The organism is Christiangramia sp. 3-2217-3z (assembly GCF_051195275.1).
GTDB classification, from domain to species: Bacteria; Bacteroidota; Bacteroidia; order Flavobacteriales; family Flavobacteriaceae; genus Christiangramia; species Christiangramia marina.
In genome coordinates this window covers 402,994-426,432 of sequence record NZ_JBNJLI010000003.1, presented here as the reverse complement: position 1 = coordinate 426,432, position 23,439 = coordinate 402,994, and the positions used below count along the sequence as shown (strand labels likewise).

At 39.6% G+C, this 23,439-nt stretch carries 23 protein-coding genes and 1 tRNA gene; 10 read left to right on the top strand and 14 right to left on the bottom strand.

Translation table 11 applies throughout. The features are described from left to right. Window positions 1-6 precede the first annotated feature (6 nt). From ccoN to ACSHZO_RS07845, 3 genes are all read right to left on the bottom strand, one after another. Window positions 7-2,202 carry a cytochrome-c oxidase, cbb3-type subunit I gene (ccoN, locus tag ACSHZO_RS07855; protein WP_298246936.1) on the bottom strand — a complete coding sequence of 732 codons (2,196 nt, stop codon included), beginning with the start codon at window positions 2,200-2,202 and terminating at the stop codon, window positions 7-9. Window positions 2,203-2,204: 2 nt separating this feature from the next. Further along, window positions 2,205-2,399 (bottom strand): cbb3-type cytochrome oxidase assembly protein CcoS, encoded by a 195-nt coding sequence (gene ccoS / locus ACSHZO_RS07850; RefSeq protein ID WP_298246935.1) that lies wholly within the window; start codon window positions 2,397-2,399, stop codon window positions 2,205-2,207. 78 nt (window positions 2,400-2,477) lie between these two features. Then, the gene (locus ACSHZO_RS07845) at window positions 2,478-4,862 is read right to left on the bottom strand and encodes a heavy metal translocating P-type ATPase (RefSeq protein WP_298246934.1); all 2,385 of its coding nucleotides are present in this window, start codon (window positions 4,860-4,862) and stop codon (window positions 2,478-2,480) included. Window positions 4,863-5,062: 200 nt separating this feature from the next. Between ACSHZO_RS07845 and ACSHZO_RS07840 the strand changes: the two genes are divergently transcribed. From ACSHZO_RS07840 to ACSHZO_RS07815, 6 genes are all read left to right on the top strand, one after another. Further along, window positions 5,063-5,644 carry a YceI family protein gene (locus tag ACSHZO_RS07840; RefSeq protein WP_295179744.1) on the top strand — a complete coding sequence of 194 codons (582 nt, stop codon included), beginning with the start codon at window positions 5,063-5,065 and terminating at the stop codon, window positions 5,642-5,644. Window positions 5,645-5,666: 22 nt separating this feature from the next. Continuing rightward, window positions 5,667-6,935, top strand: coding sequence for a hypothetical protein (locus tag ACSHZO_RS07835; RefSeq protein WP_298246933.1), 1,269 nt, complete (start codon window positions 5,667-5,669; stop codon window positions 6,933-6,935). A 92-nt stretch (window positions 6,936-7,027) separates the two neighbouring features. Further along, window positions 7,028-7,594 carry a YceI family protein gene (locus ACSHZO_RS07830; protein WP_298246932.1) on the top strand — a complete coding sequence of 189 codons (567 nt, stop codon included), beginning with the start codon at window positions 7,028-7,030 and terminating at the stop codon, window positions 7,592-7,594. A 59-nt stretch (window positions 7,595-7,653) separates the two neighbouring features. Further along, the gene (locus tag ACSHZO_RS07825; protein ID WP_298246931.1) at window positions 7,654-8,931 is read left to right on the top strand and encodes an acetyl-CoA hydrolase/transferase family protein; all 1,278 of its coding nucleotides are present in this window, start codon (window positions 7,654-7,656) and stop codon (window positions 8,929-8,931) included. A 202-nt stretch (window positions 8,932-9,133) separates the two neighbouring features. Further along, window positions 9,134-9,418, top strand: coding sequence for a hypothetical protein (locus ACSHZO_RS07820; protein ID WP_026913718.1), 285 nt, complete (start codon window positions 9,134-9,136; stop codon window positions 9,416-9,418). Further along, window positions 9,419-9,814 (top strand): group III truncated hemoglobin, encoded by a 396-nt coding sequence (locus ACSHZO_RS07815; protein ID WP_298246930.1) that lies wholly within the window; start codon window positions 9,419-9,421, stop codon window positions 9,812-9,814. 131 nt (window positions 9,815-9,945) lie between these two features. Here ACSHZO_RS07815 and ACSHZO_RS07810 read toward each other — a convergent pair whose 3' ends face one another. From ACSHZO_RS07810 to ACSHZO_RS07795, 4 genes are all read right to left on the bottom strand, one after another. Next, entirely contained in the window at window positions 9,946-10,713 is a 768-nt protein-coding gene (locus ACSHZO_RS07810; protein ID WP_298246929.1) for a universal stress protein, read from the bottom strand. An 89-nt stretch (window positions 10,714-10,802) separates the two neighbouring features. Further along, window positions 10,803-11,843, bottom strand: a complete 1,041-nt coding sequence (locus tag ACSHZO_RS07805; protein WP_298246928.1) for a response regulator — start codon at window positions 11,841-11,843, stop codon at window positions 10,803-10,805. Window positions 11,844-11,867: 24 nt separating this feature from the next. Continuing rightward, window positions 11,868-13,118 (bottom strand): PAS domain-containing sensor histidine kinase, encoded by a 1,251-nt coding sequence (locus ACSHZO_RS07800; protein ID WP_298246927.1) that lies wholly within the window; start codon window positions 13,116-13,118, stop codon window positions 11,868-11,870. Between the two features lie 63 nt (window positions 13,119-13,181). Then, complete coding sequence (locus ACSHZO_RS07795; RefSeq protein WP_298246926.1) at window positions 13,182-13,406, bottom strand: hypothetical protein; 225 nt, start codon at window positions 13,404-13,406, stop codon at window positions 13,182-13,184. Between the two features lie 292 nt (window positions 13,407-13,698). Here ACSHZO_RS07795 and ACSHZO_RS07790 point away from each other — a divergent pair, with 292 nt between their 5' ends. Together ACSHZO_RS07790 and ACSHZO_RS07785 are read left to right on the top strand one after the other, a co-directional pair. Next, window positions 13,699-13,833, top strand: a complete 135-nt coding sequence (locus ACSHZO_RS07790; protein ID WP_366878013.1) for a hypothetical protein — start codon at window positions 13,699-13,701, stop codon at window positions 13,831-13,833. Between the two features lie 16 nt (window positions 13,834-13,849). Then, on the top strand, window positions 13,850-14,683 hold the full coding sequence (locus ACSHZO_RS07785; RefSeq protein WP_298246925.1) for a universal stress protein: 834 nt from the start codon (window positions 13,850-13,852) through the stop codon (window positions 14,681-14,683). Between the two features lie 59 nt (window positions 14,684-14,742). On the opposite strand, the gene deoD is transcribed toward ACSHZO_RS07785, so the two are convergent. The 5 genes from deoD to mce all read right to left on the bottom strand — a co-directional run bounded on the left by deoD (window position 14,743) and on the right by mce (window position 18,254). After that, the gene (gene deoD / locus ACSHZO_RS07780; protein WP_295179763.1) at window positions 14,743-15,441 is read right to left on the bottom strand and encodes a purine-nucleoside phosphorylase; all 699 of its coding nucleotides are present in this window, start codon (window positions 15,439-15,441) and stop codon (window positions 14,743-14,745) included. 113 nt (window positions 15,442-15,554) lie between these two features. Then, a complete protein-coding gene (hemN, locus tag ACSHZO_RS07775) occupies window positions 15,555-16,922 on the bottom strand; it encodes an oxygen-independent coproporphyrinogen III oxidase (RefSeq protein ID WP_298246924.1) in 1,368 nt (455 codons plus the stop codon). Window positions 16,923-17,199: 277 nt separating this feature from the next. After that, window positions 17,200-17,547, bottom strand: a complete 348-nt coding sequence (locus tag ACSHZO_RS07770; RefSeq protein WP_298246923.1) for a hypothetical protein — start codon at window positions 17,545-17,547, stop codon at window positions 17,200-17,202. Window positions 17,548-17,715: 168 nt separating this feature from the next. Beyond that, window positions 17,716-17,789 (bottom strand) — tRNA-Ile (locus tag ACSHZO_RS07765). 66 nt (window positions 17,790-17,855) lie between these two features. Continuing rightward, the gene (mce, locus tag ACSHZO_RS07760) at window positions 17,856-18,254 is read right to left on the bottom strand and encodes a methylmalonyl-CoA epimerase (RefSeq protein WP_298246922.1); all 399 of its coding nucleotides are present in this window, start codon (window positions 18,252-18,254) and stop codon (window positions 17,856-17,858) included. A 100-nt stretch (window positions 18,255-18,354) separates the two neighbouring features. Between mce and rbfA the strand changes: the two genes are divergently transcribed. Both rbfA and ACSHZO_RS07750 read left to right on the top strand, forming a co-directional pair. Continuing rightward, window positions 18,355-18,750 carry a 30S ribosome-binding factor RbfA gene (gene rbfA, locus ACSHZO_RS07755; protein WP_298246921.1) on the top strand — a complete coding sequence of 132 codons (396 nt, stop codon included), beginning with the start codon at window positions 18,355-18,357 and terminating at the stop codon, window positions 18,748-18,750. A gap of 1 nt (window position 18,751) precedes the next feature. Further along, entirely contained in the window at window positions 18,752-19,954 is a 1,203-nt protein-coding gene (locus tag ACSHZO_RS07750; RefSeq protein ID WP_298246920.1) for an ABC transporter permease, read from the top strand. Here the strand turns inward: ACSHZO_RS07750 and dusB are convergent, their stop codons facing one another. Both dusB and ACSHZO_RS07740 read right to left on the bottom strand, forming a co-directional pair. Then, window positions 19,955-20,947, bottom strand: a complete 993-nt coding sequence (dusB, locus tag ACSHZO_RS07745; RefSeq protein WP_298246919.1) for a tRNA dihydrouridine synthase DusB — start codon at window positions 20,945-20,947, stop codon at window positions 19,955-19,957. A 50-nt stretch (window positions 20,948-20,997) separates the two neighbouring features. Continuing rightward, complete coding sequence (locus tag ACSHZO_RS07740) at window positions 20,998-23,403, bottom strand: outer membrane beta-barrel protein (protein WP_298246918.1); 2,406 nt, start codon at window positions 23,401-23,403, stop codon at window positions 20,998-21,000. Between the last annotated feature and the right edge of the window lie 36 nt (window positions 23,404-23,439).

The following is a 23,439-nucleotide window of genomic DNA, read 5'->3' as shown; positions in this document are numbered from 1 at the left end:
CAGGTTTTAGTTAGTTGATACTTGTTTTAAATCTTCGGCTTTGATATCTGTTCCCAGTCGCTGCAGGTATGCAATAAGAGCTACGATCTCACGATCTCTCATTTCTGTGAACTCCTCGCCGTTCTCTGCGGCAAACTTTTTATCTGCCTCATAACTGTTGACAAAATCTGGATCCTGATAAAGATTTTTTTCAATTTGAGTTCCCTGTTCTGTCATCCATTGCTGGGCTCTTTCGATCTCCGCATCTGTATAAGGCACTCCAAGAGTTTGCATCGCCCGCATTTTATCTTCAGTGTCAGATTTGTCAAGTTCATCCTGAATTAGCCAGGTATAAGAAGGCATGATAGAACCTGAAGAAGTACTTTGAGGATCATACATATGATTAAGGTGCCAGTTATCTGAATATTTCATTCCCACCCTATGAAGATCTGGTCCGGTTCTTTTACTTCCCCAAAGAAATGGGAAGTCATACCTGTATTCACCAGCTTTGGAATATTCTCCATAACGTTCTACCTCACTTCTAAAAGGTCGTACCATCTGCGAGTGACAGGAAACACAACCTTCCCGTATATAAAGATCCCGGCCTTCCAATTCCAGAGGTGTGTATGGTTTTACACTGGAAATTACCGGTACATATTCATCCACCATTAATGAAGGAACTATTTGCACAATACCTCCAATAAGGATAGCGATGGTAGCAAAAATGGTAAGTTTTACAGGTCTTCTTTCCAACCAGCTGTGGTAAGCTTCACCGGCAGTTCTTTTACTGGTCACCGGTTGCAATGCAGCAGCTTCAGCAAGTTCGTCTTCCACGGCACTACCCTGGCGTATCGTTTTTACAATATTGTATAGCATTACGAAAGCCCCTACGATGTATAAACTTCCACCAATAGCTCTCATCCAGTACATTGGAATAATTTGCGTTACTGTTTCCAGAAAATTTCCGTAGGTAAGGGTTCCATCTGGATTGAACTGTTTCCACATAGAAGCCTGTACGAATCCCGCAACATACATTGGCAACGTGTAAATGATAATTCCCAGCGTTCCTATCCAGAAATGCGTGTTCGCCAGTTTAAGTGAGTATAGTTTGGTTTTGAACAATCTTGGTACCAGCCAGTAGATCATCCCAAAGGTCATAAAACCATTCCATGCCAGTGCTCCAACATGTACGTGCGCAATGATCCAGTCACTAAAGTGGGCGATGGCATTCACATTTTTAAGGGAAAGCATTGGACCTTCAAAAGTTGCCATTCCATACCCGGTAATTGCCACTACCATAAATTTTAATACAGGGTCTACTCTAACCTTATCCCAGGCTCCACGAAGTGTTAGCAAACCATTGATCATACCACCCCAGGATGGGAATAAAAGCATTACAGAAAAGGCAACTCCAAGATTCTGCGCCCAGTCTGGTAACGAAGTATATAGTAAATGGTGAGGTCCAGCCCAGATATAGATAAATATCAGTGACCAGAAGTGAATGATCGAAAGTCGGTAAGAATATACAGGACGGTTAGCAGCCTTTGGAACGAAGTAATACATCAATCCAAGGAAAGGCGTGGTTAGGAAGAATGCTACGGCATTATGACCATACCACCATTGTACCAATGCATCCTGAACGCCAGAGTAGAAAGAATAACTTTTAAAAGCGCTTACAGGAATTTCAATATTGTTAAAGATATGAAGTACAGCAACGGTTACGAACGTAGCAAGATAAAACCAGATCGCCACATACAGGTGCCGCTGTCTCCTTTTGATCATCGTACCAATCAGGTTGGCACCAAACGCTACCCAGATCACAGCGATCGCTATATCAAAAGGCCATTCCAGCTCCGCATACTCTTTAGAGGAAGTATACCCCAAAGGCAGAGTGATCGCTGCTCCAATAATTATAAGCTGCCATCCCCAGAAGTTAATATTACTAAGAGCGTCGCTCCACATTCTTGCCTTTAAAAGACGCTGGGTAGAATAGTATACCCCGGCAAAAATCGCATTCCCTACAAATGCAAAGATTACCGCGTTGGTATGCAGCGGCCTTAATCTACCAAAGCTAAGCCAGGGTATGCCTTCGGTTATATTTGGAAAAATGAACATAAAAGCGAGCAGTAAGCCAACGCTCATACCAATAATGCCCCAGAACATGGTGGCAATGATGAATTTCTTTACGATCTTATTATCGTAATAGAATTGCTGTAGATCCATAATTATTTAAATTTCTCTTTATTGACGGGTTGATTTTCTTTCACTGGAGATTTAACAAGTTCATCATCGAACAGCATTCGCACAGAGGGTGTATACACATCATCATACTGGCCTTTCCTGACTGAAACTATAAAGGCTACGAAAAAGATGATGGCCACCACAACACTAATAGCCAGTAACATGTAGATAATGCTCATTATTCTGTTAATCTGGGTGTAAAAGTATTCTGGAGGAAGGCTCTAAAAAATGACGATTGTCAGCTTTGAGATCTTATTTTATTTTTTAAGCTTTTTTGAGAGAATTTGAGTAGCCAGCGTTGTAAAGATCACGATGCTTATCGAGCTTAGCGGCATGAGGATCGCAGCGACCACGGGCATAAGATTCCCGGTGACCGCAAAGGCAAGTCCGGTAATATTATATACAAGAGATAGTATAAAGCTCGCCTGGATGATACTTACTCCCTTTTTAGCCAGCTGAAAATAATCGGCTAAATTCGATAATATAGAAGCATCCATCACGCCATCACAGGCTGGAGAAAATACATTGATATCTTCAGAAACTGCAATTCCAATTTCACTTTGCGCAAGGGCTCCGGCATCATTCAAGCCATCTCCAACCATCATTACCTTGCGGCCACCATGCTGTAGTTGCCTGATGAACTCAAGCTTATCACCGGGCTTCTGGTTAAAATGGATACCTGATTCAACAGGAAGTAAACTTTGCAAACGATCGTGCTCCCCTTCATTATCTCCCGAAAGCACAACGATGTATTTGTCCCTGGAAAGTTGCTGGAACAGGCCAGACATTCCCTTTCTATAAGTATTTCTAAAACTGAAGCAACCTTTATATTGCTCATTCGAACTTATATGTACGGCAGTTTTCCCATTACTAATTTCTTCGGAATCAATTTCCCCGGTAAATCTTGCTGAGCCGATTTTTATACGATTCCCCTCAAAATCACATTCAATTCCTGCGCCCACATATTCTTTATAGCTATCGGGCGTTCGTATCCCGTGATGCTGAAGGATTGAATACAATGATCTGCTCAATGGATGTGAAGATGCTTTAAGACTACCGCCCAGCATTTGAAGTTCCTTATCACTTAGTTCAAGTCCTTCATATTCAGCCGTGGTTTGTCCCGTCGTGGTAATCGTTCCTGTTTTATCAAAAACCACCGTATCAATCGCCGCCATTCTTTCTATTACCGAAGCGTCTTTTAAATAGATTCCTTTCTTTCCGAAGATTCTAAGCAGGTTACCAAGGGTAAAAGGTGCGGCGAGGGCGATCGCACAGGGACAGGCAATGATCAATACCGCGGTGAATACGTTCCATGCTTTTGTTACATCTGCAAACAACCAGAAAGTGGTAGCCAGGACTGCAATACTTAGCACGGCAATCGTAAAATTCTTACTGATTCTGTTGGTAAGCGACTGGAAACCGAAAGATCTGTCCTTCTGAAATATCTCATTACTCCATAATTCAGTAAGATAGCTCTGCTCTACCGGCTTAAGAACCTTTAGTTTTATAATGCTCCCTTTTTGCCTTCCTCCGGCGTAGACCTTATCTCCTTCAGCTTTATTCACAAGGTCTGCTTCTCCGGTGACAAAACTATAGTCAATGTTCGCCTGTCCTTCAAGGATTTCAGCATCCATCGGGATAAGCTCTTCATTTCTTATGAGTACGGTATCGCCTTTCCTGATCTTATAGACCTGAACCTGTTCTTCAATTTGTTCATCTTCAGAAGAAATTCGAGTAACAGCAATAGGAAAATATGATTTGTAATCTCTTTCAAAAGAAAGAAACGAATAGGTTTTTTGTTGAAAGAACTTTCCGAGGAGAAGGAAAAATACGAGTCCGCTAAGGCTATCGAAAAATCCTGTTCCCAGGTCAAGTATGATTTCTACAGTACTTCTCACGAATAGCACAAAAATTCCCAGGGCAATGGGAACATCGATATTCAGCATTCCAGATCTAAGTCCTTTATAGGCAGAAATGAAATAATCCTTACCCGAATAAAATACCACCGGTAGTGAAAAAGCGAACATCAACCAGCGAAACAAATATTTGAACTGATCCAGCCAGAATTCATTGATCTCAAAATATTCAGGAAACGAAAGAAACATGATATTTCCAAAAGCAAAACCAGCCACGCCGAGTTTATAGACCAGGCTTCGATCATGCTCAGATTCTTTTTTCTCGAAATTGTCCAGAGAAATATTTGGTTCGTATCCAATCCTGCTAAGTAGAACTACCAGGTTTTTCAGGCTGATCTTTTCAGCAGTAAAGCTTATTCTGATCGTTTTCTTCGGAAAGTCTACCTGCGAACTTTTCACTCCGCTATGAAGTTTGTGAAGGTTTTCAAGGATCCAGATACATGAACTACAATGTATGGATGGAATGCTGAAGAATACTATTTGTGTTCTCTCATGATCGAATTCCAGAAGCCTGTCTACGATCTCTGCATTTTCGAGGTATTCATATTTATTCTCTTGTAGTTTTGGAGAAATTCCGGGCGCTTCCTGCAGGTCATAATAATAGGAGAGATCATTACTATTTAAGATCTCGAAAACAGTCTTACAACCGGCACAGCAAAATGATTTATCATTATAGGTGATCAATTCCTCCAGGCAATCCTCGCCGCAATGAAAACATGATTCCATATCTCGCAAATAAAATTAAGGCTACAAAACTGCCCAATTTGATCTCCTTAAAATATGACGGGCGTCATTGAATACATTCTTTACAACTAAAAGGTTTTCGCTAGCTCACGAGGTTTTAAAATACTTCCAAAGCTGACATTCATCATAATTTACGTCCTATCCCTACAGCATCTTTGTACAGATTTAAAAATGTAAATAATATGAAACCTTACAGCATTTTAATGAAGTTCGCAGCAATACTCCTTATAAGTACTGGAGTAAATGCTCAATCCTACCAACTGAATAATGAAGCTTCCACTCTTAACATAGATGGAACCTCTAACATTCACGACTGGACCATAAAAGCCGAAAACACCGGTGGAAACCTAAGCCTGGATTTTGAGGATTCCAGCCTGGAAGATATCAAACAACTGGAATTTACGGTAATGGCCAAAAGCCTGATGAGTGGAAAAAGCGGGATGGACAAGAATACCTATAAAGCTTTAAATACGAATAAATATAAGCAGATCTCCTTCAAACTTAAGGATGTACAGAGTATCGAGAAAGTTTCCACAGGTATCTATAATGTAAAGACCACAGGAAGTTTGGAGATCGCAGGAACAAAACGGGATATACAGCTCGATTTCAAACTAAAATTTTCCTCCAACGCGATCACGCTTACAGGGGAGCATAAGCTTAACATGACCAGTTTTGGTGTGGAAGCCCCAACAGCAATGTTTGGAACCATCACCACAGGAGAAGATGTCGTTGTTAAATTCGAATCCCAGTTCAATAGAAAATAATTCAACCTTAAAATCAATAATTATGAGAACTTTCACCACATACTTAAGTATCGTATTAATGGCCCTTATGGCCATGCCAGCAATGGCTCAGACGCAACGTGATCTTGATAATTTCCGTTACCGTGACCAGAGAGGTATCAATCAATTTGAAGCTCCAAAGGATACCGTAACCACATTCGATGGTGTACATGTAAGAGTTGGTGGTGCTTCCACTATCCAGTTCCAGACTTTAAGCCAGGAAAATGACGGACCATTAGAACTGGTAGATCTTGGAAACAATTTCAACCTGGCAACAGCCAACCTGGATCTTGATGTAGCGCTATACGATGGAGTAAGAATGCACTTGAGAACTTACCTTTCTTCTCAACACCACAACGAAGCCTATGTAAAAGGTGGATACATCCAGGTGGATAAACTTAATTTCATTAGCGAAGGTTTTGCTGAAGATCTAATGGATCACTTAAGAATCAAGATTGGTCACATGGAAAATAACTACGGTGATGCTCACTTTAGAAGAACAGATAATGCCATGTCTACTTACAACCCTTTTATTGGTAACTACATCATGGATGCGTTTACTACTGAAGTTGGAGCAGAACTATATTACTTTGATGGTCCATGGTTAGGAATGGTTGGTATTACCAATGGTAAGCTTAATCAAAATGTATCTGATAAAGGCCAAACCAGCCCTTCATTCCTTGCTAAATTAGGATTTGATAACCAGTTTTCTGAAAATGGAAGATTCAGACTTACAGGATCTGTATACCACAGTGCTCATAATGATGCCAGAGGAGTTTATCTTTACAGAGGTGACCGTGCCGGATCCAGATATTACGAAGTATTGAGTGATGTAGAAGGCGGAGGTGATGGTTTTAGAGGTGGTATGGTAGTACCGGATTTCAAGAACAAAATGACCTCTATCATGATCAACCCGTTCGTGAAAGTTGGCGGACTTGAATTCTTCGGAATCTTTGAAACAACTTCAGGTAGAGATGGTGGCCAGTCTGATAACAGAACCTACAACCAGTATAGTGGAGAGCTTCTTTACAGATTTGGAAACAACAACGATTTTCATGTAGGTGGACGTTACGGTATGGTAGACGGGGAACTTAGCAGCGGTGAGGATATCGATGTGAATAGATTTCAACTTGCAGCAGGATGGTTCATGACCAAGAATATTCTAATGAAACTGGAATATGTAACCCAGGACTACGATGGGTATCCTGTTACCGACATTCACCACGGAGGAAAGTTTGATGGCTTGATGGTGGAGGCGGCAATAAGTTTCTAATCCAGAATTAATGCTTTTAAGGGTAGCATAATTAGACCACCAGGGACTAAATATGCTACCCTCTTTTATAATAACCTCAAAATTTTCTGATCATGAAACGACTTTTAATATGCATTGTATTTGCGCTTTTTGGATGGTCTATCCAGGCTCAGAACGATTTCGAAAAAGAAACAATACGGCTGCTTCCAGACAGTGAACTGATCATCTCGGGAAGTACGAACGTGAATAAGTTTCATTGCGAGTTCGATATAGACCTGATATCAGATAGTAAACAGGTGAAATTTCTGCATGAGCAGGATCTTATAAAGTTTCATAACCTGCAGCTAAATTTGCTTACCAAAGGATTTGATTGCGGTAATAAAAAGATGAATTCAGATTTTCAGGATCTTTTAAAGAGCGATTCGCATCCACAGATCGTGATCGATGTAGTGCAGGTTAGGTATTTAGCTTCAGAAGAACCGGTAGCAGAAATTCGAGTAGAACTGGCTGGTCAAACCAATTATTATAGGTTGCCAGTTAGCATACATGAACAACGTTTTAAAGGAAAATTCAGAATGAATATTAGAGACTTTGGCCTTGAGCCTCCTAAAAAAGCGCTGGGTCTTATCATAGTCGATGAGCATATAGAGGTAGCTTTCGATTTGAAGTTAGCGCGCTAGAATAGCTCTAAGATTTTCGTTAAATTATAATGCTGTCAAAATTTACCAAAACATAAAAAATGAATGATCTAAAAATTGTATCAGCCCAGGACGCTGTAAAGGAAGTAAGATCTAACCAGAGAGTGTTTCTGCAGGGAGCTGCGATGACCCCAAACATCTTAATAGACGCACTTTGTGAGCGTTACCAGGACCTTAAGAACGTAGAAGTCATACAGATCCATACGGAAGGGAAAGCTCTTTATACTGAAGCTCCCTACCAGGATTCGTTTAAGACCAATAGTTGTTTTGTGGGTGGAAACGTTAGAAAGGCGGTGAATTCAGATCATGGAGCTTATATTCCTATTTTTCTAAGTGAGATCCATGTACTCTTCCGAAGAAATATTCTACCTATTGATTTTGCTTTTATCCAGGTTTCACCGCCAGACAAGCATGGATATTGTTCTTTGGGAGTTTCCGTAGATATTACGCTACCTGCCATTCAAAATGCAAAGAAAGTGATCGCCCAGGTGAATCCTCATGTCCCAAGAACACATGGAGATGGAATTATACATTTAAGTCAGATTGATGCTGCCATCGAGGTAAACCAGCCTATTCATGCGGCGCATCTTGCTGAACCTACAGAAATTGAAAAACAGATAGGCAGGCACGTGGCAGGTCTTGTAGAAGATGGCGCAACGCTACAAATGGGAATTGGAGGAATCCCGAATGTGGTGCTGAATAATCTTACCAATCATAAAAGACTGGGAATTCATACGGAAATGTTTTCTGACGGAATTTTACCACTCATCGAAAAGGGAATTATCACCGGAGAGGAAAAAGAGGTCAAAACCGGAAAACTGGTCACTTGTTTCGCGGTTGGTTCTGCTAAGTTATATGATTTTGTAGATGATAATCCATTGGTGCATTTCAAGGAAGCTGCTTACACCAATGATACGGCCATCATAAGGAGAAATCCAAAGGTGACCGCGATCAACTCGGCCATAGAAATTGACCTTACCGGGCAGGTTTGTGCAGATACCATTGGGAAGATACAGTATTCTGGAGTGGGTGGACAAATGGACTTTATAAGAGGTGCTTCACTTTCTAATGGAGGAAAAGCGATTATTGCGATGCCTTCTATCACCAAAAATGGAGTTTCCAAGATAGTTCCTTATTTAAAAGAAGGTGCCGGAGTGACCACCACCCGTGCCCATGTACATTATATTGCTACTGAATATGGAGTGGTTGATCTTTTCGGGAAGAATTTAAAACAACGCGCCGAGGCATTGATCTCGATAGCACATCCAGATCACCAGGATGAATTAGCAAGACAGGCTTTTGAGCGGTTGAACGCTTAAAATTAAACTGATTTCTATACTACCGCAAGCGGAACGAATTTATACTGAAAGCGTTCCGCTTCTTTTTTTGTAATTGTCTAATACTGAAGATCAAATACTTCAGAAATAATCTTTCAATGATTTAAGTGCTGTTTCATGATTGTGGTCATATTTTAAAAGTATGGCTCATCTTAATTTTACAGCATCATTAAAACTAGAAATCATGACTTTTTATCAAAAACAACTTTCAGAATTTACAAGAGATTTTTACGCAGGAGCATCTACAGGAATCATAGTTTCAAGTTGTCTTGGATCTATTGCAGCCATGCTTATATTAATGAATGGTCACGGACTGGCAGATATGATCCAGCTTGGAATGATCGTAGTGGCCTGCATGTGGTACAATGCTTCAGTCCTGGCACAGTTAAAAGCAAAGTTTGTTTTCAATTCTTTAATTATTAGCATATTAATGAGTACTACCTTTATTCTTATCAATATCTTTCAGTAAATGAAGAAAGATGTAAAGGATCGCGAGGATATTCATAAGCTGGTACTGGAATTTTACAGTAAAGTTCGAGAGAACGAGGAAATAGGTTACTTTTTCAACACGACCATTCAGGATTGGAATTCGCACCTGGAAAAGATCACCGATTTCTGGGAAAGTAACCTCTTTTTTACCGGTAGTTTTCAAGGAAATCCTGCCATTGCCCACGTGAAAGTTGACAAGGCACATCAAAATACCATTACCGAATATCACTTTGGTATCTGGCTCAACCTTTGGTTCCAAACCATAGATGAGCTTTTTAATGGAGAAATGGCATCCCGTCTTAAGAACAATGCCCGCAAAATGTCCACCCACCTCTTTCTAAGGATCTACCAGGGCCGGCAATCAAAAATTAGATAGTCATACTTCTTATTTTCAAGCTGAATTATTCAGTCAATGCTGGAACTATCGGCTACACTTCTTTATATTCTTAAATGGAAAACAGTAGTAATTGTGCTCATGAAGCTGACTAAGATAAAGCTTCAGAAGTATTAACCGTGGTACACGAAAATAGGGATCTCCACATTCATTTCTGCGGAAAATCCATGCCTAGAATGAAGTAACCTATCACAGATGCTCAGGTTTTTCCCAACCACGAATATGATATGAAACTGTCTCTGAATATCTCTGAATAGATCCCTGGTGAATGGTACGGGTGTTTCAAACGGAATATCCCTGTTATCCTGATTTGGATATTTTACATCACCATCTTTGATCTCAAGCAATGTGAATTGAGATGATTGTAAGAATTGAATTTTTTGAAGAATATTTTTCTGCTCCTGAACTGCTAAAACTGCGGGATCTACTGGGAAAACCGTCTTTTCAGGTTTCTCATAAATACATCCTCCAGGTACGGCAATAATATTGCACTTGATCTTCCTAACTACCTCATAAGCGTGATCTCCAAGTATTGGATGCGCATGCTCATTCTGGCTTACTGCGCCAATAAAGATCAAGTCGATTTTTTTATCTATGAGTGCTTTTCTAATAGCACCTATAAGATTTTCTGAAGACAGGATAAGATCGAATTTATGCAGTTTTGGTTTAGAATACTCGCCAAGAAAATCCACGGTGTCTTGTAGCGCATCGAGCGTTGAAACCAGTTCCTTTTCAAGGCCTTTACTGGCAGATCTTTCAAAATTGAAATTGTGAATATTCAGAATATGGAAATTCACTTGTTTATCCTGAAGGAAATCTACCGCATATTTACCTGCATTGGTCGAGGTTTCTGAAAAATCGGTTAGTATTAGAACATTCATCTATCTTCACTTAATACAGCGAAATTAGGTGAAGTCCTTCTGCGAAAAAATGATGAAAATCAGTTCTTACAAATTTAATGAGCTGGTGATTATTTCACCATTTTCAAGGCCTGTGAATCCAGTAGTTTTATATTTCTACCCTCGATCTCAATAAGTCCTTCTTTTTTAAATTCTGAAAGGGTTCTAATTAAACTTTCCGGAGCCATTCCTGCAACTCCAGCCAGGTCTGCCCGTGAAATCCTGATACTTTTTAGTGGATGTTTTTCGATCCTTTCAGCAAATAGAAGAATAGTATTGGCCGTTTTCTTTCGAACTGAGCCGTAGGCCATATCCATTAACTGGTTTTTGAGCTCAGAAAGGTTATTGTTCAAAACCTCCACAAGTTGCATCGTGATCATGGGGTTACCAGCAAGGATCTTTTGAAATTCCTCTCTCGAAACCGTATACAGCTGCGTTTCTTCCATAGCGGTGGCATAATCTTCATAGGATGACTGAGGATCATTTGCGTGGTTTCCGAAAAAATCATCTTCCTTATATAACTCGGTGATCAGCTCTTTTCCCTGATTATCCAGACGATGAGCCTTTACGATCCCACGTTTAACGAGATAGAAATAATTGGCGTGTTTATCTTTCTCATAAATAGTTTCTCCCTTTTTAAAATACTGGAGTTCCTGTTTCGAGAATAGTTCCCTGAGATCATTCAGGTTCTTCAGCTTTTCCTCATCCTCTTGAGTTTCTTCTTTGATATAAGATTTTAGAATTGCCACTTTTGCGAGCCTGCTTTCAATAGCACTTAACAACTCTTCTTCTTCAAAAGGTTTGGTCAAATAATCATCGGCGCCCAGGTCCATTCCCTTACGAATATCCTTATGTTCGGTTTTTGCTGAAAGAAATATAAATGGAATATTTAGAGTTGAAGGGTTTTTACTAAGAGCTTCTAAAACTCCATAACCGTCGATCTCTGGCATCATGATATCACAAATAATGATATCAGGAACTTCCTGCTTTGCAGTCTCGATTCCAAGTTTTCCATTAGATGCGGTGATCACATCGTAGTTGGAAAGTTCAAGCAATTCTGCCGTATTTTCCCGTACGGTAACATCATCTTCTATTAGCAACAATTTTTTCATAGGTCGGCTTAAAATTTTATCGGATTAGGACTTATCCATAGGAACTTCTATGGTAAAAGTGGTCCCTATATTTTCTTCACTCTCAAACTGAATCGTTCCTCCAAGATTCTCTAGATGACTTTTCGCAATGTTCAACCCAATTCCTGTTCCCTGGTCCAACAATGCATTTTCGGCTCTAAAATATCGTTCAAAAATATGTTTTTGATCTTTCTTCGGAATCCCTCTCCCCTGATCCATTATTTTAAAAACAATTAGATCATCATGAAAATCCACCATAAATTGAATGGAAGTATTTTCCGGGGAATATTTGATCGCGTTCCCTAATAAATTGGAAAGGATCAATTCAAGGATCTTTTCATCCATAAAAAGCTCTACATCCTCTATATCTTTTGGGTATGAGATCTCCTGACCATCCTTAAGGGTAATATTCGCATTGTAAATGACCTCATTGATAAGTCGCTTTAATCCGAATTTTGAAAATTTGTATTGTCCTCTTCCACTATCCAGACGTTCAATGGAAAGAAAATCATTCAGAATATTATTGAGGTAATGTACCTTATTCCTAATGGTTACGAGATGTTTCTCTCGTTTGGGTTGCTGTTCCTCTTTGGTATATTTTTCAGCAAGAGTTGCAGAAGTAAGAATTCCACTTAAAGGAGTTTTAAATTCGTGTGATACCAGGGACAGGAACTTTGTTTTAAGTTCATTAAGCTCTTTTTCTTTTTGAAGAGCATCTTTGATCTTTTCTTCGGCTTCTTTTCTGCGATTGATCTCTTCGCCCAGTTCGACATTCAGGTTTTTAAGATCTTCTACACTTTCGCTTAGTTCCCGGGTCCTGAGTTCAATTTTCTCTTCCAGCTCAGTATTTAGCTCTCTAATTTGCCTTTGGTTCTCTTTACGAATTGTAATATCTATGATTAGCGACATCACATACCTTTCACTTTCAATCTCAAATGGATTAAGACCTGCTTCCACAGGAAAAAGTGAACCATCCTTTCGTACTCCGTAAAGATCCCGACCGTGTCCCATCTGGCGTTTCTCACTATTATCGATAAACTGATCTACATGTTTATGATGTACATGATGGTAATCTTTGGGTACAAGACGATCGAGATGTTGGTTCAATAGTTCGCCTTGCTGGTAACCAAACATTTCTTCAGCAGCAAGATTAGCTGCCACAACGATCTGACTGGAATTTACTACGATAATACCTTCCGAAGCGGCCTGGAACAGTAAATTAAGAATGTTCTTATTGTCGAAAAAATTTTCCTGCAAAATGGGTTTCGTTTAAGATCACTAAGTTAAAATCTTTTTGTTGATACCCATAAAGTTGAAACCTTATTCGTCTAAACCCGGAGTATGATCCTCATACCCATCATTGAATGTTTTGCTGGTTTTATAATCATCGGTAAGGACTTTATAAACTGTAATGAGAAAAAGAGCCTGACATGCGATCATAAGATAAAAGACCGGTGCGAAACTAGTTCCTGTTGAAGCCAGTATGGTGAGCAGCAATAAGATCACACTGGTAATGATCAAAAAAGTGATGCCTGTAACTTTCATCGTTTTCTCCTTAATTTACAAATATTTAGAAAAAACGATTCACAATATTTATCTAAAATGTTTGAGCATAGATCAATCTATTCATGATTTCTATCATATTTTTTCACGTATGTATCTTTTAGCTTTACGTATCAACCAGATACACTATTTAAAATTCCTGAAAGCCCCGCACTGAGCAACTTTACGAACAGAAAATTAGATCTTCTTCGTCGAAGATATGATACCATACAGAATTTGCATGTTCATTTTAAGCTGGTAAAACGACAGGCAGGGAAATACTAAAGTTTGCGAGATAGAATGCACAATTCCGGGCTCCAGGATTCATGCCAGTGCTAGCAGGGAATATTTTGAGCACGCGGTAAAGATGGCTGTGAAAGAATTGGTAAAACAGCTTGAAAAGAGAAACGCCGTAATACAGATTGTCTAATTAAAAACTAAGTATCATGAAAACTATATTCGTACCAGTTGACTTTTCGAAATATTCTGAAAACGCCCTCGAGGTGGCCACAGGCATCGCAAAAAAGCATGGTTCCCGGATCATTCTCATACATATGCTGGGAATAGCCAATTCTTATCTCACCAAAGACCAGCAGCAGGAAGTATTCAACGTGATGTATTATATCAAGATCGCAGAACAGCATTTTAAAGAACTTCGGAAAAAGGAATATCTCAAAGGGATTGAAGTAGTGGAAGTCATGAAGCCCTATCGAATTTTCTCTGAAATTAATACCATCGCTGCAGAACATGATAGCGATTTGATCGTGATGGGCTCCCACGGAGCGACGGGAGTAAAGGAAGTTTTTATAGGTTCCAATACTGAAAAGGTGGTACGTACAGCAAATATTCCCGTACTTGTTATCAAGGAAAGAATTCCAGACTTCGATATTAATAATGCGGTGTTCGTAACCGATTTTGATGACAGCAATCAGGATTCTTTTAAAAAGGCCAGAAAGTTCTTTAGTTATTTTGACGTTGAGCCTAAGTTGCTATATATCAATATTCCTGAAAAATTTATGAGCACGGCCGAAATAAAACGCAATGCGCATAATTTTATGAATACCGCAGGGATAGATCCTGCAGACTTCGACAAACACGTACGATTTTATGCTGATTATACCGCTGAAAGAGGTGTGTTCAATTATTGTGAAGAGGCGAAAATAGATGCCATCGCCATTTCCACGCATGGAAGAAAAGGCCTGGGTCATTTCTTTTATGGCAGTGTGGGAGAAGATGTAGCAAATCATGCTGATATTCCAGTAATCACCTTTAAGATCTGAAAATGAACAAGGGAGCTATAAATTGTTAGCTCCCTTTTTTATTCTGAAATTATGTGATACTAGAAAGAATTCAGTGCTATTTCCACCATTTCGTTGAGTTTCTGCTCTCTCATTTCTGCGGAAATCTCTTCAGTAGTTACCAGTGAATCAGAAATGGTTAAAATGGATAATGCTTTTACTCCAAATTTGGCAGCCAGCGTGTAGATCGCCGCCGTTTCCATTTCAGCACAAAGCACTCCATATTTAGCCCACTGTTTAAAATAATCAGGCTTCTCATCATAAAAGAAGTCAGATGACAGAACGTTACCAGCATGAAATGGAATAGTGTTTTTCTCAGCGAAATTTATGGCCTTTAGTAAAAGGTCGATATTGGCGGTTGGAGCAAAGTCGGCATTACCAAACACAGCTCTGTTCAAGGAAGAATTTGTAGAAGCCGACATGGCGATCACAATATCCATCAATTTTAGCTCTGGCTGGAAAGCACCGGCGCTCCCAACCCGGATAAGGTTTTGAACTTCATAGGTCTCCAGTAATTCGTGACAATAAATGAGCGTAGATGGAATGCCCATTCCCGTTCCCTGGACTGACACCCTTTTTCCCCGGTATGTTCCGGTAAAGCCTAGCATCCCCCGAATATTATTATAACAAAAACTATCTTCGAGAAAGGTTTCAGCGATCCACTTTGCCCGTAGAGGATCCCCGGGAAGTAAAACCGTTTCGGCTATTTCACCTTTTTCCGCTTCTATATGTATACTCATGGTTTTTGTATTGCTTTAGTTTCTGACGTGATTCAGAGATCGATCAATTCCTCTTTTTAGTATACTTGTTATAAAAACTTTTGAATCTTGGACTAAAAACTATCGCTTACTAATTATACCGTCATTGAAAATAATTGTGCATCAGGTCTTTTCCTGTTCAGTCTAAGATCAAATGCCATACATACATTTCTAACGAATGGCCTTCCTTTCTCGGTGACAATGATATAATTTGAATCTCTTTCTATGAGTCCGTCATCTGCCATCTCCTGTAAACTAATAAGCACGTCGGGTAATTCCTTGAAAGTCTGATCTGCCGTATACCAGGAAGTTTTCAGCTTACACATTAAATTGAGAACATGTTTTCTAATAACCAGATCTTCTTCGTTTAGAATATGTCCTCTTAACAAGGGTAACATCCCATTATTCACCAGATTCTGGTATTCTTCCACACCCTTAACATTCTGCGCGAAACCATACCAGCTATCACTAATCGCAGAAACACCAAGCCCGATCATAGCCTGAGTTTTTGAAGCCGTATAGCCCATAAAATTTCTATGCAGCGTTTTATTATCTAATGCCATACTGAGAGTATCGGTTTTTAGAGCAAAGTGATCCATCCCAATTTCTACATAACCAGCATCCAGTAAGATTTGTTTACCAGTTTCATATTGCACGCGTTTTTGAGCCGCAGTGGGAAGATCCTTCTCATTAAAACCTCTCTGACCGCTACCTTTAATCCACGGAACATGGGCATAACTATAAAATGCGATCCTGTCTGGCATAAGCTCCAGGGTACGTTGCATGGTATAAATGATATCGTTTCTGGTCTGAAATGGCAATCCAAAGATGATATCATGACCTACTGAAGTAAAGCCAGCTTCCCTCGCGTTTTGCGTTGCGAGGAGGACATTTTCAAACGACTGAACTCTATGAATAGCTTTCTGAACTTCTGGGTTATAATCCTGAACCCCATAGCTTACCCGTGTAAATCCAAACTTTGCAAACAGCTCGAGGTGTTGCCTGCTGGTATTATTGGGATGCCCTTCAAAACTAAATTCGGCAGCTTGAGATCTTTTAGCGCGTTTGAATATTCCTTCCAACAGACAGCCCAGGTTTTCAGCAGAAAAGAAAGTGGGAGTTCCTCCTCCCAGGTGCAGTTCCCTGATGACCGGTTTTTCTGGAAATAAAGTACAGTACATCTCCCATTCTTTTAGAACCGAATTGATATAGGGAACTTCCATTCCATGGTTTTTTGTAATTCTCTTATTACAACCGCAAAATGTGCAAAGACTTTCACAGAAAGGTAGATGTATGTAGAGGCTTATACCTTCAGATGAATTTGATTCTTTAAAACTTTGAATAAGCGAGGATTTCCAGGCATCACCTGAAAAGCTGTCCTGATCCCAGTAAGGCACAGTTGGATAACTGGTATACCTGGGACCCTGGATATTATACTTTTGAACTAAGGCAGAATGAGTCATAGTAAAATTTTGATTTCAAAACTATGAACAGGTTGCAAAAGGAAATATGACAAGCGTCAGCTTAGAGGAAATCTTCTCTTCTGAAGTTTCTTCAGAAGAGAAGACGAAATCAGGTCAATAAAAGGTTTAGACGCTAAAGTCTTGAAGAATAAAGGAATCTGAAGTATTCTATGTTATTAAAATACTTATTGATTAGAAGCAGATAGAAAAGTACCTGATATAATAAATCCTGCACGATGAAGTGCAGGATTTATTATTTAAGAATATCTAAAGTCAACTATTTGGACTGAATGAGCTGAAAGGCTTCTCTAACCTGTCCTTTGATCATTTCCGGCATCTGGCTTTGATCGAGTTTTTCAAATTGCTCCAGATTAAGGTCGGGACCTACCAAATATTGATACTTTCGATCTTCGCTTACTATTATAGACACAATAGCAACCTTATCTCTTAGCGTCGTATTTATGGCTACCTGATTTGGAATTACTTCGAAATCTATATTGAAATTTTGAAGGTTTTCATCGATCTCTGTTTTATCCATATTTAAATAAAGGTCGTCCAGGATCTTCTGGCCACTATGATATTCAGCTATTTCGCCATTATCAGTTTTTAATCTCAAATTCACCATTTCTTCTAAGTTTATGAAAGCTAAGATATCATCACTTTCAGATTTTTTTCAAAAATAAAAACCAAAACCCTGGTAAAATATTCTAAAAGTTGAGTGCAAACTACCAAAATCGAATCCCGGAACTCTATAAAAAAAGCCCTGCATCTCTGCAAGGCTTGAGTTTAAAAGTGGTCCCACTTGGGCTCGAACCAAGGACCACCTGATTATGAGTCAGGTGCTCTAACCAACTGAGCTATGGGACCTGATACGTATTCGTATCGCGAGCGCAAATTTAGATAAATGCCTCTTACGCACCAAACAAATTAATTCTATTTTTCCTGACAAAGCTCAACCAGTACTCCGTTACCATCCTTAGGATGCATAAATGCTACTATTTTATTATCGGCGCCTTGCTTTGGATTCTCATTTAGCAATCTGAAACCTTCAGATTTTAAACGGATTATCTCCTTTTCAATATCGTCTACCAGAAAGGCCATGTGATGTATACCCTCTCCCCGCTTCTCCAGAAATTTTGCAATCGGGCTATCATCCCTGGTAGCCGTAAGTAATTCGATCTTACTATCACCAATCTTAAAAAAAGAAGTATTTACACCTTCCCCATCTACCTCTTCGGTTTTGTAGTGCTCTGCACCTAAGATCGCTTTGTAAGTTCGGTTAGCAGCTTCCAGATCTTTTACCGCAATACCTATATGTTCTATCTTTTTCATGAATTCACATTTTGAGTTACAAATATCTATATTTCAGCTTAGACTATTCAAATTCATACGAATGAAGAAGAATCACAGTTAAAAATTTTACTTTTGTAGTATGGAAGAAACAAACAGACAAAAGAAGATAGGTGGATTGTTGCAGAAGGACCTGGCAGACATTCTGCAAAACTCACTAAGAGAAAGCGGGCGTACAGGAATTTTGATCTCGGTTTCAAAGGTTCGGGTAACTACAGATCTCTCGATCGCCAAAGCATATGTTAGCATTTACCCTTCTAAACATCAACAGGAAGTCATTGAGGAAATCAATGAGAATAAATATAAGATTAAGCATGAAATGGCGCAGCGAACCAGGCATCAGCTAAGAAAAATGCCCGATCTTAGTTTCTTTGTAGATGATTCTCTGGAATATATCGACGGAATTGAAAAATCAATCAAAGGAAAAGAGGATCCTGTATCCAATCCAGATCTATTAGACAAGAGGAAAAAATCTTAAGTTGAAGTTCCCACTCTATATTGCCAAACGCTACCTGTTCACTAAGAGCAAGAGCAATGCAATCAATATCATTACTATTATCGCGGCAATTGGAGTTTTTGCGGGAGCATTTTCATTATTTATCGTCTTAAGCGGATTCTCAGGATTACGTGATTTCAGCCTTTCCTTTTCGAACGAATTCGATCCCGATCTTAAAGCCTTACCAGATACTGGAAAAATCATTCAGTTATCTGAGGAGCAGGAAGACAGGTTATTGAAAATCAAAGGGATCGAAGAGCTAACTCAGGTTATTGAGGAACGTGTCATTCTTAGCTATAAACAGAAGCCAAATCCTGCCTATATCAAAGGTGTGGACGCCAATTACCAGCAGGTTAACAAGATCGATAGTGCCATTGTTTTTGGCACATGGCTTACTAAAAGCGAGCCGCAGGTGGTTATTGGAAACGGACTCTCCCGCCTGCTTGATATTGGCACATTCAATTATCAGAATTTACTGAAGATCATGGTTCCCAAACCGGGAAAAGGACAGGTAACCATGACCAATATCCAGAATGCTTTTTCCACCCGGCAGACCATTGTTAGCGGGGTTTATAGCGTGAATGAGGAACTGGATTCAAAATATGTTTTTACCAATATCAATTTTGCCCGTGATCTGCTAAGTATGCAGCCTGATGAAGTTACAGGCGTGGAATTTAAAATTTCTTCGGAAGCAGATCTCGACAGAATTTCAGAAGAGATAATTGCAGTACTGGGCGATAATGTACAGATCAAAACCCGTGAAGAATTGAATGATGCGCTGAACAAAATGCTAAATTCTGAAAACCTCTTTGTTTACCTTATTTTCACGCTGGTACTTACCATCGCGTTATTTAATGTGGTAGGTTCAATAATCGTAATGATCCTGGATAAACGGGAAAATATGAAGACCCTGCACAGTCTTGGTGCTACCACAAGACAAATAAGAAATATCTTTTTTTACCAGGGGATGTTGATGACCGTTCTGGGCGGACTTTTAGGCCTTGGTTTTGCCATTGTCCTTATTCTTTTACAAATGCAGTTTGACCTGGTCATGATCACCCCAAGCCTGCCTTATCCTGTACAAATGCGTGCGAAAAATGTAATTATCGTTGTAGCTACGATCTTTACTCTTGGTTTTATTGCTTCCTACATTGCGGCAGGAACTACCAGAAAAGCTTTAAAATAATTAAGCGAATTCGTAACCTGCGAACTCCTTCTCTACCTCATCAAAAACCTTAAATACGTCTACAGAATCATCACTGGTCACCATTTTCATACGATACTCCTTAAAGTGCGGAATTCCTTTAAAATAGTTGGTATAATGACGACGGGTTTCGAAAACACCCAGACGTTCTCCTTTCCAGTCGATAGACATCTGCAAGTGACGTCTCGCAGCATCTACGCGCTCTTCCAGCGTTGGAGGTGCCATATGTTTTCCAGTCTCAAAATAGTGCTTTACTTCCCTGAAAAACCACGGGTATCCAATGCTTGCACGACCAATCATCGCACCATCAAGTCCAAATTCATCACGCATTAGCATGGCTTTCTCTGGAGAATCCACATCACCATTTCCGAAAACCGGAATATGCATACGAGGATTATTCTTTACCTGTGCTATTGGATTCCAGTCGGCTTCGCCCTTGTACATTTGAGCTCTGGTTCGACCATGGATAGAAATAGCCTGGCAGCCTACATCCTGCAATCTTTCAGCGACTTCAAGGATCTTTATAGAATCGTGATCCCAACCTAAACGGGTTTTTACGGTGATTGGTAAATTGGTATGCTTCACCATTGCTTCGGTTAAAGAAACCATTAAATCCACATCTTTCAGAATACCGGCTCCGGCGCCTTTGGAAACCACCTTTTTCACCGGGCAACCAAAGTTGATATCTATAATATCCGGACCAGATTTTTCAACGATCTCAACAGACTGTAACATCGACTCCAGGTTGGCCCCGAATATCTGTATCCCAACTGGTCGTTCTTTTTCGTAAATATCAAGTTTCATGGTACTTTTCGCAGCATCGCGAATAAGTCCTTCAGAAGAAATAAATTCAGTATACACCACATCTGCGCCCTGCTCCTTGCATAATGCGCGAAATGGTGGATCGCTCACATCTTCCATTGGTGCTAACAGCAACGGGAAGTCTCCTACATCTATATTTCCAATTTTAGCCACAGCCTTTCAGTTTTATGCTGCAAAATTAAGAAATAAACCGGAAGTAAAAATTATGGTCTTAATCGTTCTCTTTCAGCTTCATCGATCGTACGCTGATTGTCACTCAGCCTGAAGTTTCCGAAGTTATATTTGAAACCTATCTGTACATTCCTGTTCTCAGAAAAAGAAAAGAAACTGTTGCTCTGGTTTAAATATTCTGAAGTAAGGCGTGTGTTCGTAGAATTAAATATATCGTTCACATTTAAACTTAGCTCTGCTCTATTATCCCATAACGTCTTTCTTAAACCAATACTTACAGTGGTCATTGGCTCCAGATTGTAAGATCCAGATAGATAATCTGAAAGATATTGCGCAAACAAAGTTCCCTCAAAAGTACCATCCTGGGACAACGTAAAGATATTATACACATAAGCCTGAACACCTTCAGCTTCTATCGTTACTTCAGCATTATTACTCTCGAGGGCAAGCAACGTATTTTCCATACGGAATAGCGAAGTAAAGAATTGTGCATACCAGAAATCTGTAATAGACGTCCCGTGAAAAATATCAATTCCGTAGGATTTCGAATCCAGCAAATTCTGGTTCACGTTACGAATGGTAAGATTTTGATTATCCTGAAAAACGAGAGTTTCCGGAGCTTCGCCAAGATCCTTATAGTAGAAATCAAAGAACCAGGCGTTGTTAAGTGTATAGTTTAAAGTAACATTATTACTAACGGAAGCGATAAGATTTGGGTTTCCAGCGTTGAAATTTGTCTCATTCAGGAAGTATCTGAATGGATTCAGACTTTCGTACCGTGGTCGTTGAATTCTACGGCTATAATCCAAAGTGAAACTGTGATTGTCTGAAGCTCGATATTGCAGGTATGCCGTTGGAAATAATTCAAAGTATTCGCGATCATTGATAGTTTCAATACTCATGCTCTCCCCTGTTCTATCTGTATATTCCCCGCGAAGTCCAAATTTACCACTCCAGTTTGTCCAGTCGTGACTTACAGAAAGATAAGCCGCATAGCTATTTTCATCATATAAAAATACATCTCCCAGTTGATCATACAACGATTCTAAACGTGGCTCATTCATGTACTCGATCCCGCTTTCAGATTCTATGGACGAAAATTTGAGTCCGCTTTCAAAAACAGATTCCCCAATCATCGTGGAATAATCTGCCTGCGCTGTGTATATATCAATCTCCTGGCTGGCATCGGTTTCAAATTCAAGTGCATTGAGACGCTGACCCTGAGGATTGAAATATTGAGAAAAGACAGTTTGCTCACGATCCTGGTCAAACCTTGTATAATGGGCTTTTAAGGAAAGATCGCTACCATTTTTAAAGGAGGTGGTATAATCAAGATTTAATGCAACGTTATTTTGATCTGTAAAAACGCCGGAGTCTGTGACCAAAGTGGAGTCTAGTGCTCCGGAAGCATTTCTCATCTCGGTCATTACATCATTATCAAATTCACGGTTTGGTGAAAAATTGGCATTCACAGAAAAGTTAAGATTGCTCTTTTCTGAAAGTTCAAAATCTATGATCGCGTTGGCATTATGTGCCTGGCTTGTAGTTTCCCTTGTAAAATCTGTGTCCCACCTGGAAAAGGACTGCCCATCCTGTATGAAATTGATATAGGAATCGTCGTTCTTATAATCCTTACGCGGACTAAAATTGTAATTCGCGAATACATTCACCTTATCACCCTGGAAATAATGACTGGTCCCAATCTTGTATTTTGAATAGATTGCCTGGGTATAAGTTCCTTCTACGCTACCCTTGTAACCCGGAGTAATACTTTTACTGGTTGTGATATTAAGGATCGCTCCACCTTCAGCATCATATTTTGCTGGAGGATTTGTAATGATCTCAATGGATTTTATGTTTTCTGCGGAATAAGATTCCAGTAAGGTCTGCAATTCTGAAGCAGATAAATAGATCTTGCGATCATTCAAATATACCTGAACCGCCGCATTTCGAACCATTAATTGTCCCTGATTATCGATCACACCCGGCGATTTCTTTAGAATATCCCAGGTATTTCCAGAGGATAAAGTAGAATTCTCCACATCAAACACGATACGATCCACTTCCCTGCTAATTCTTGGTTTTCTAGCTTGAATCGTTACCTCATCAAGATCTCCCGAAGATGGTGAAACTTTCAAAGTCTTAAGATTGGTGTCTCCTTTTACCCTTATCTTTTTCAGCAGGTCTTCATAACCAACGTAGGTTATTTTTAAAACGTAATTATCGTCCTTGATATCCTTCAGCAAAAAGCTTCCATCCTCTTCACTCACCGTTCCTTTCACAACAGAAACTGAATCCTGGGCATTTAAAAGTATGACATTGGCGTATGCAAGTGGGTCATTATTAAGGTCGGTTAACTTTCCTGAAAGTTCATTTTGTGAAAATACCAGCGTACTTAAAAAGCAAAGAAAAATGCTTAGAGATGTTCTAATATTCATGTTTGGTTAGTTCGGTTTGTTTGGTAACAATGGCAA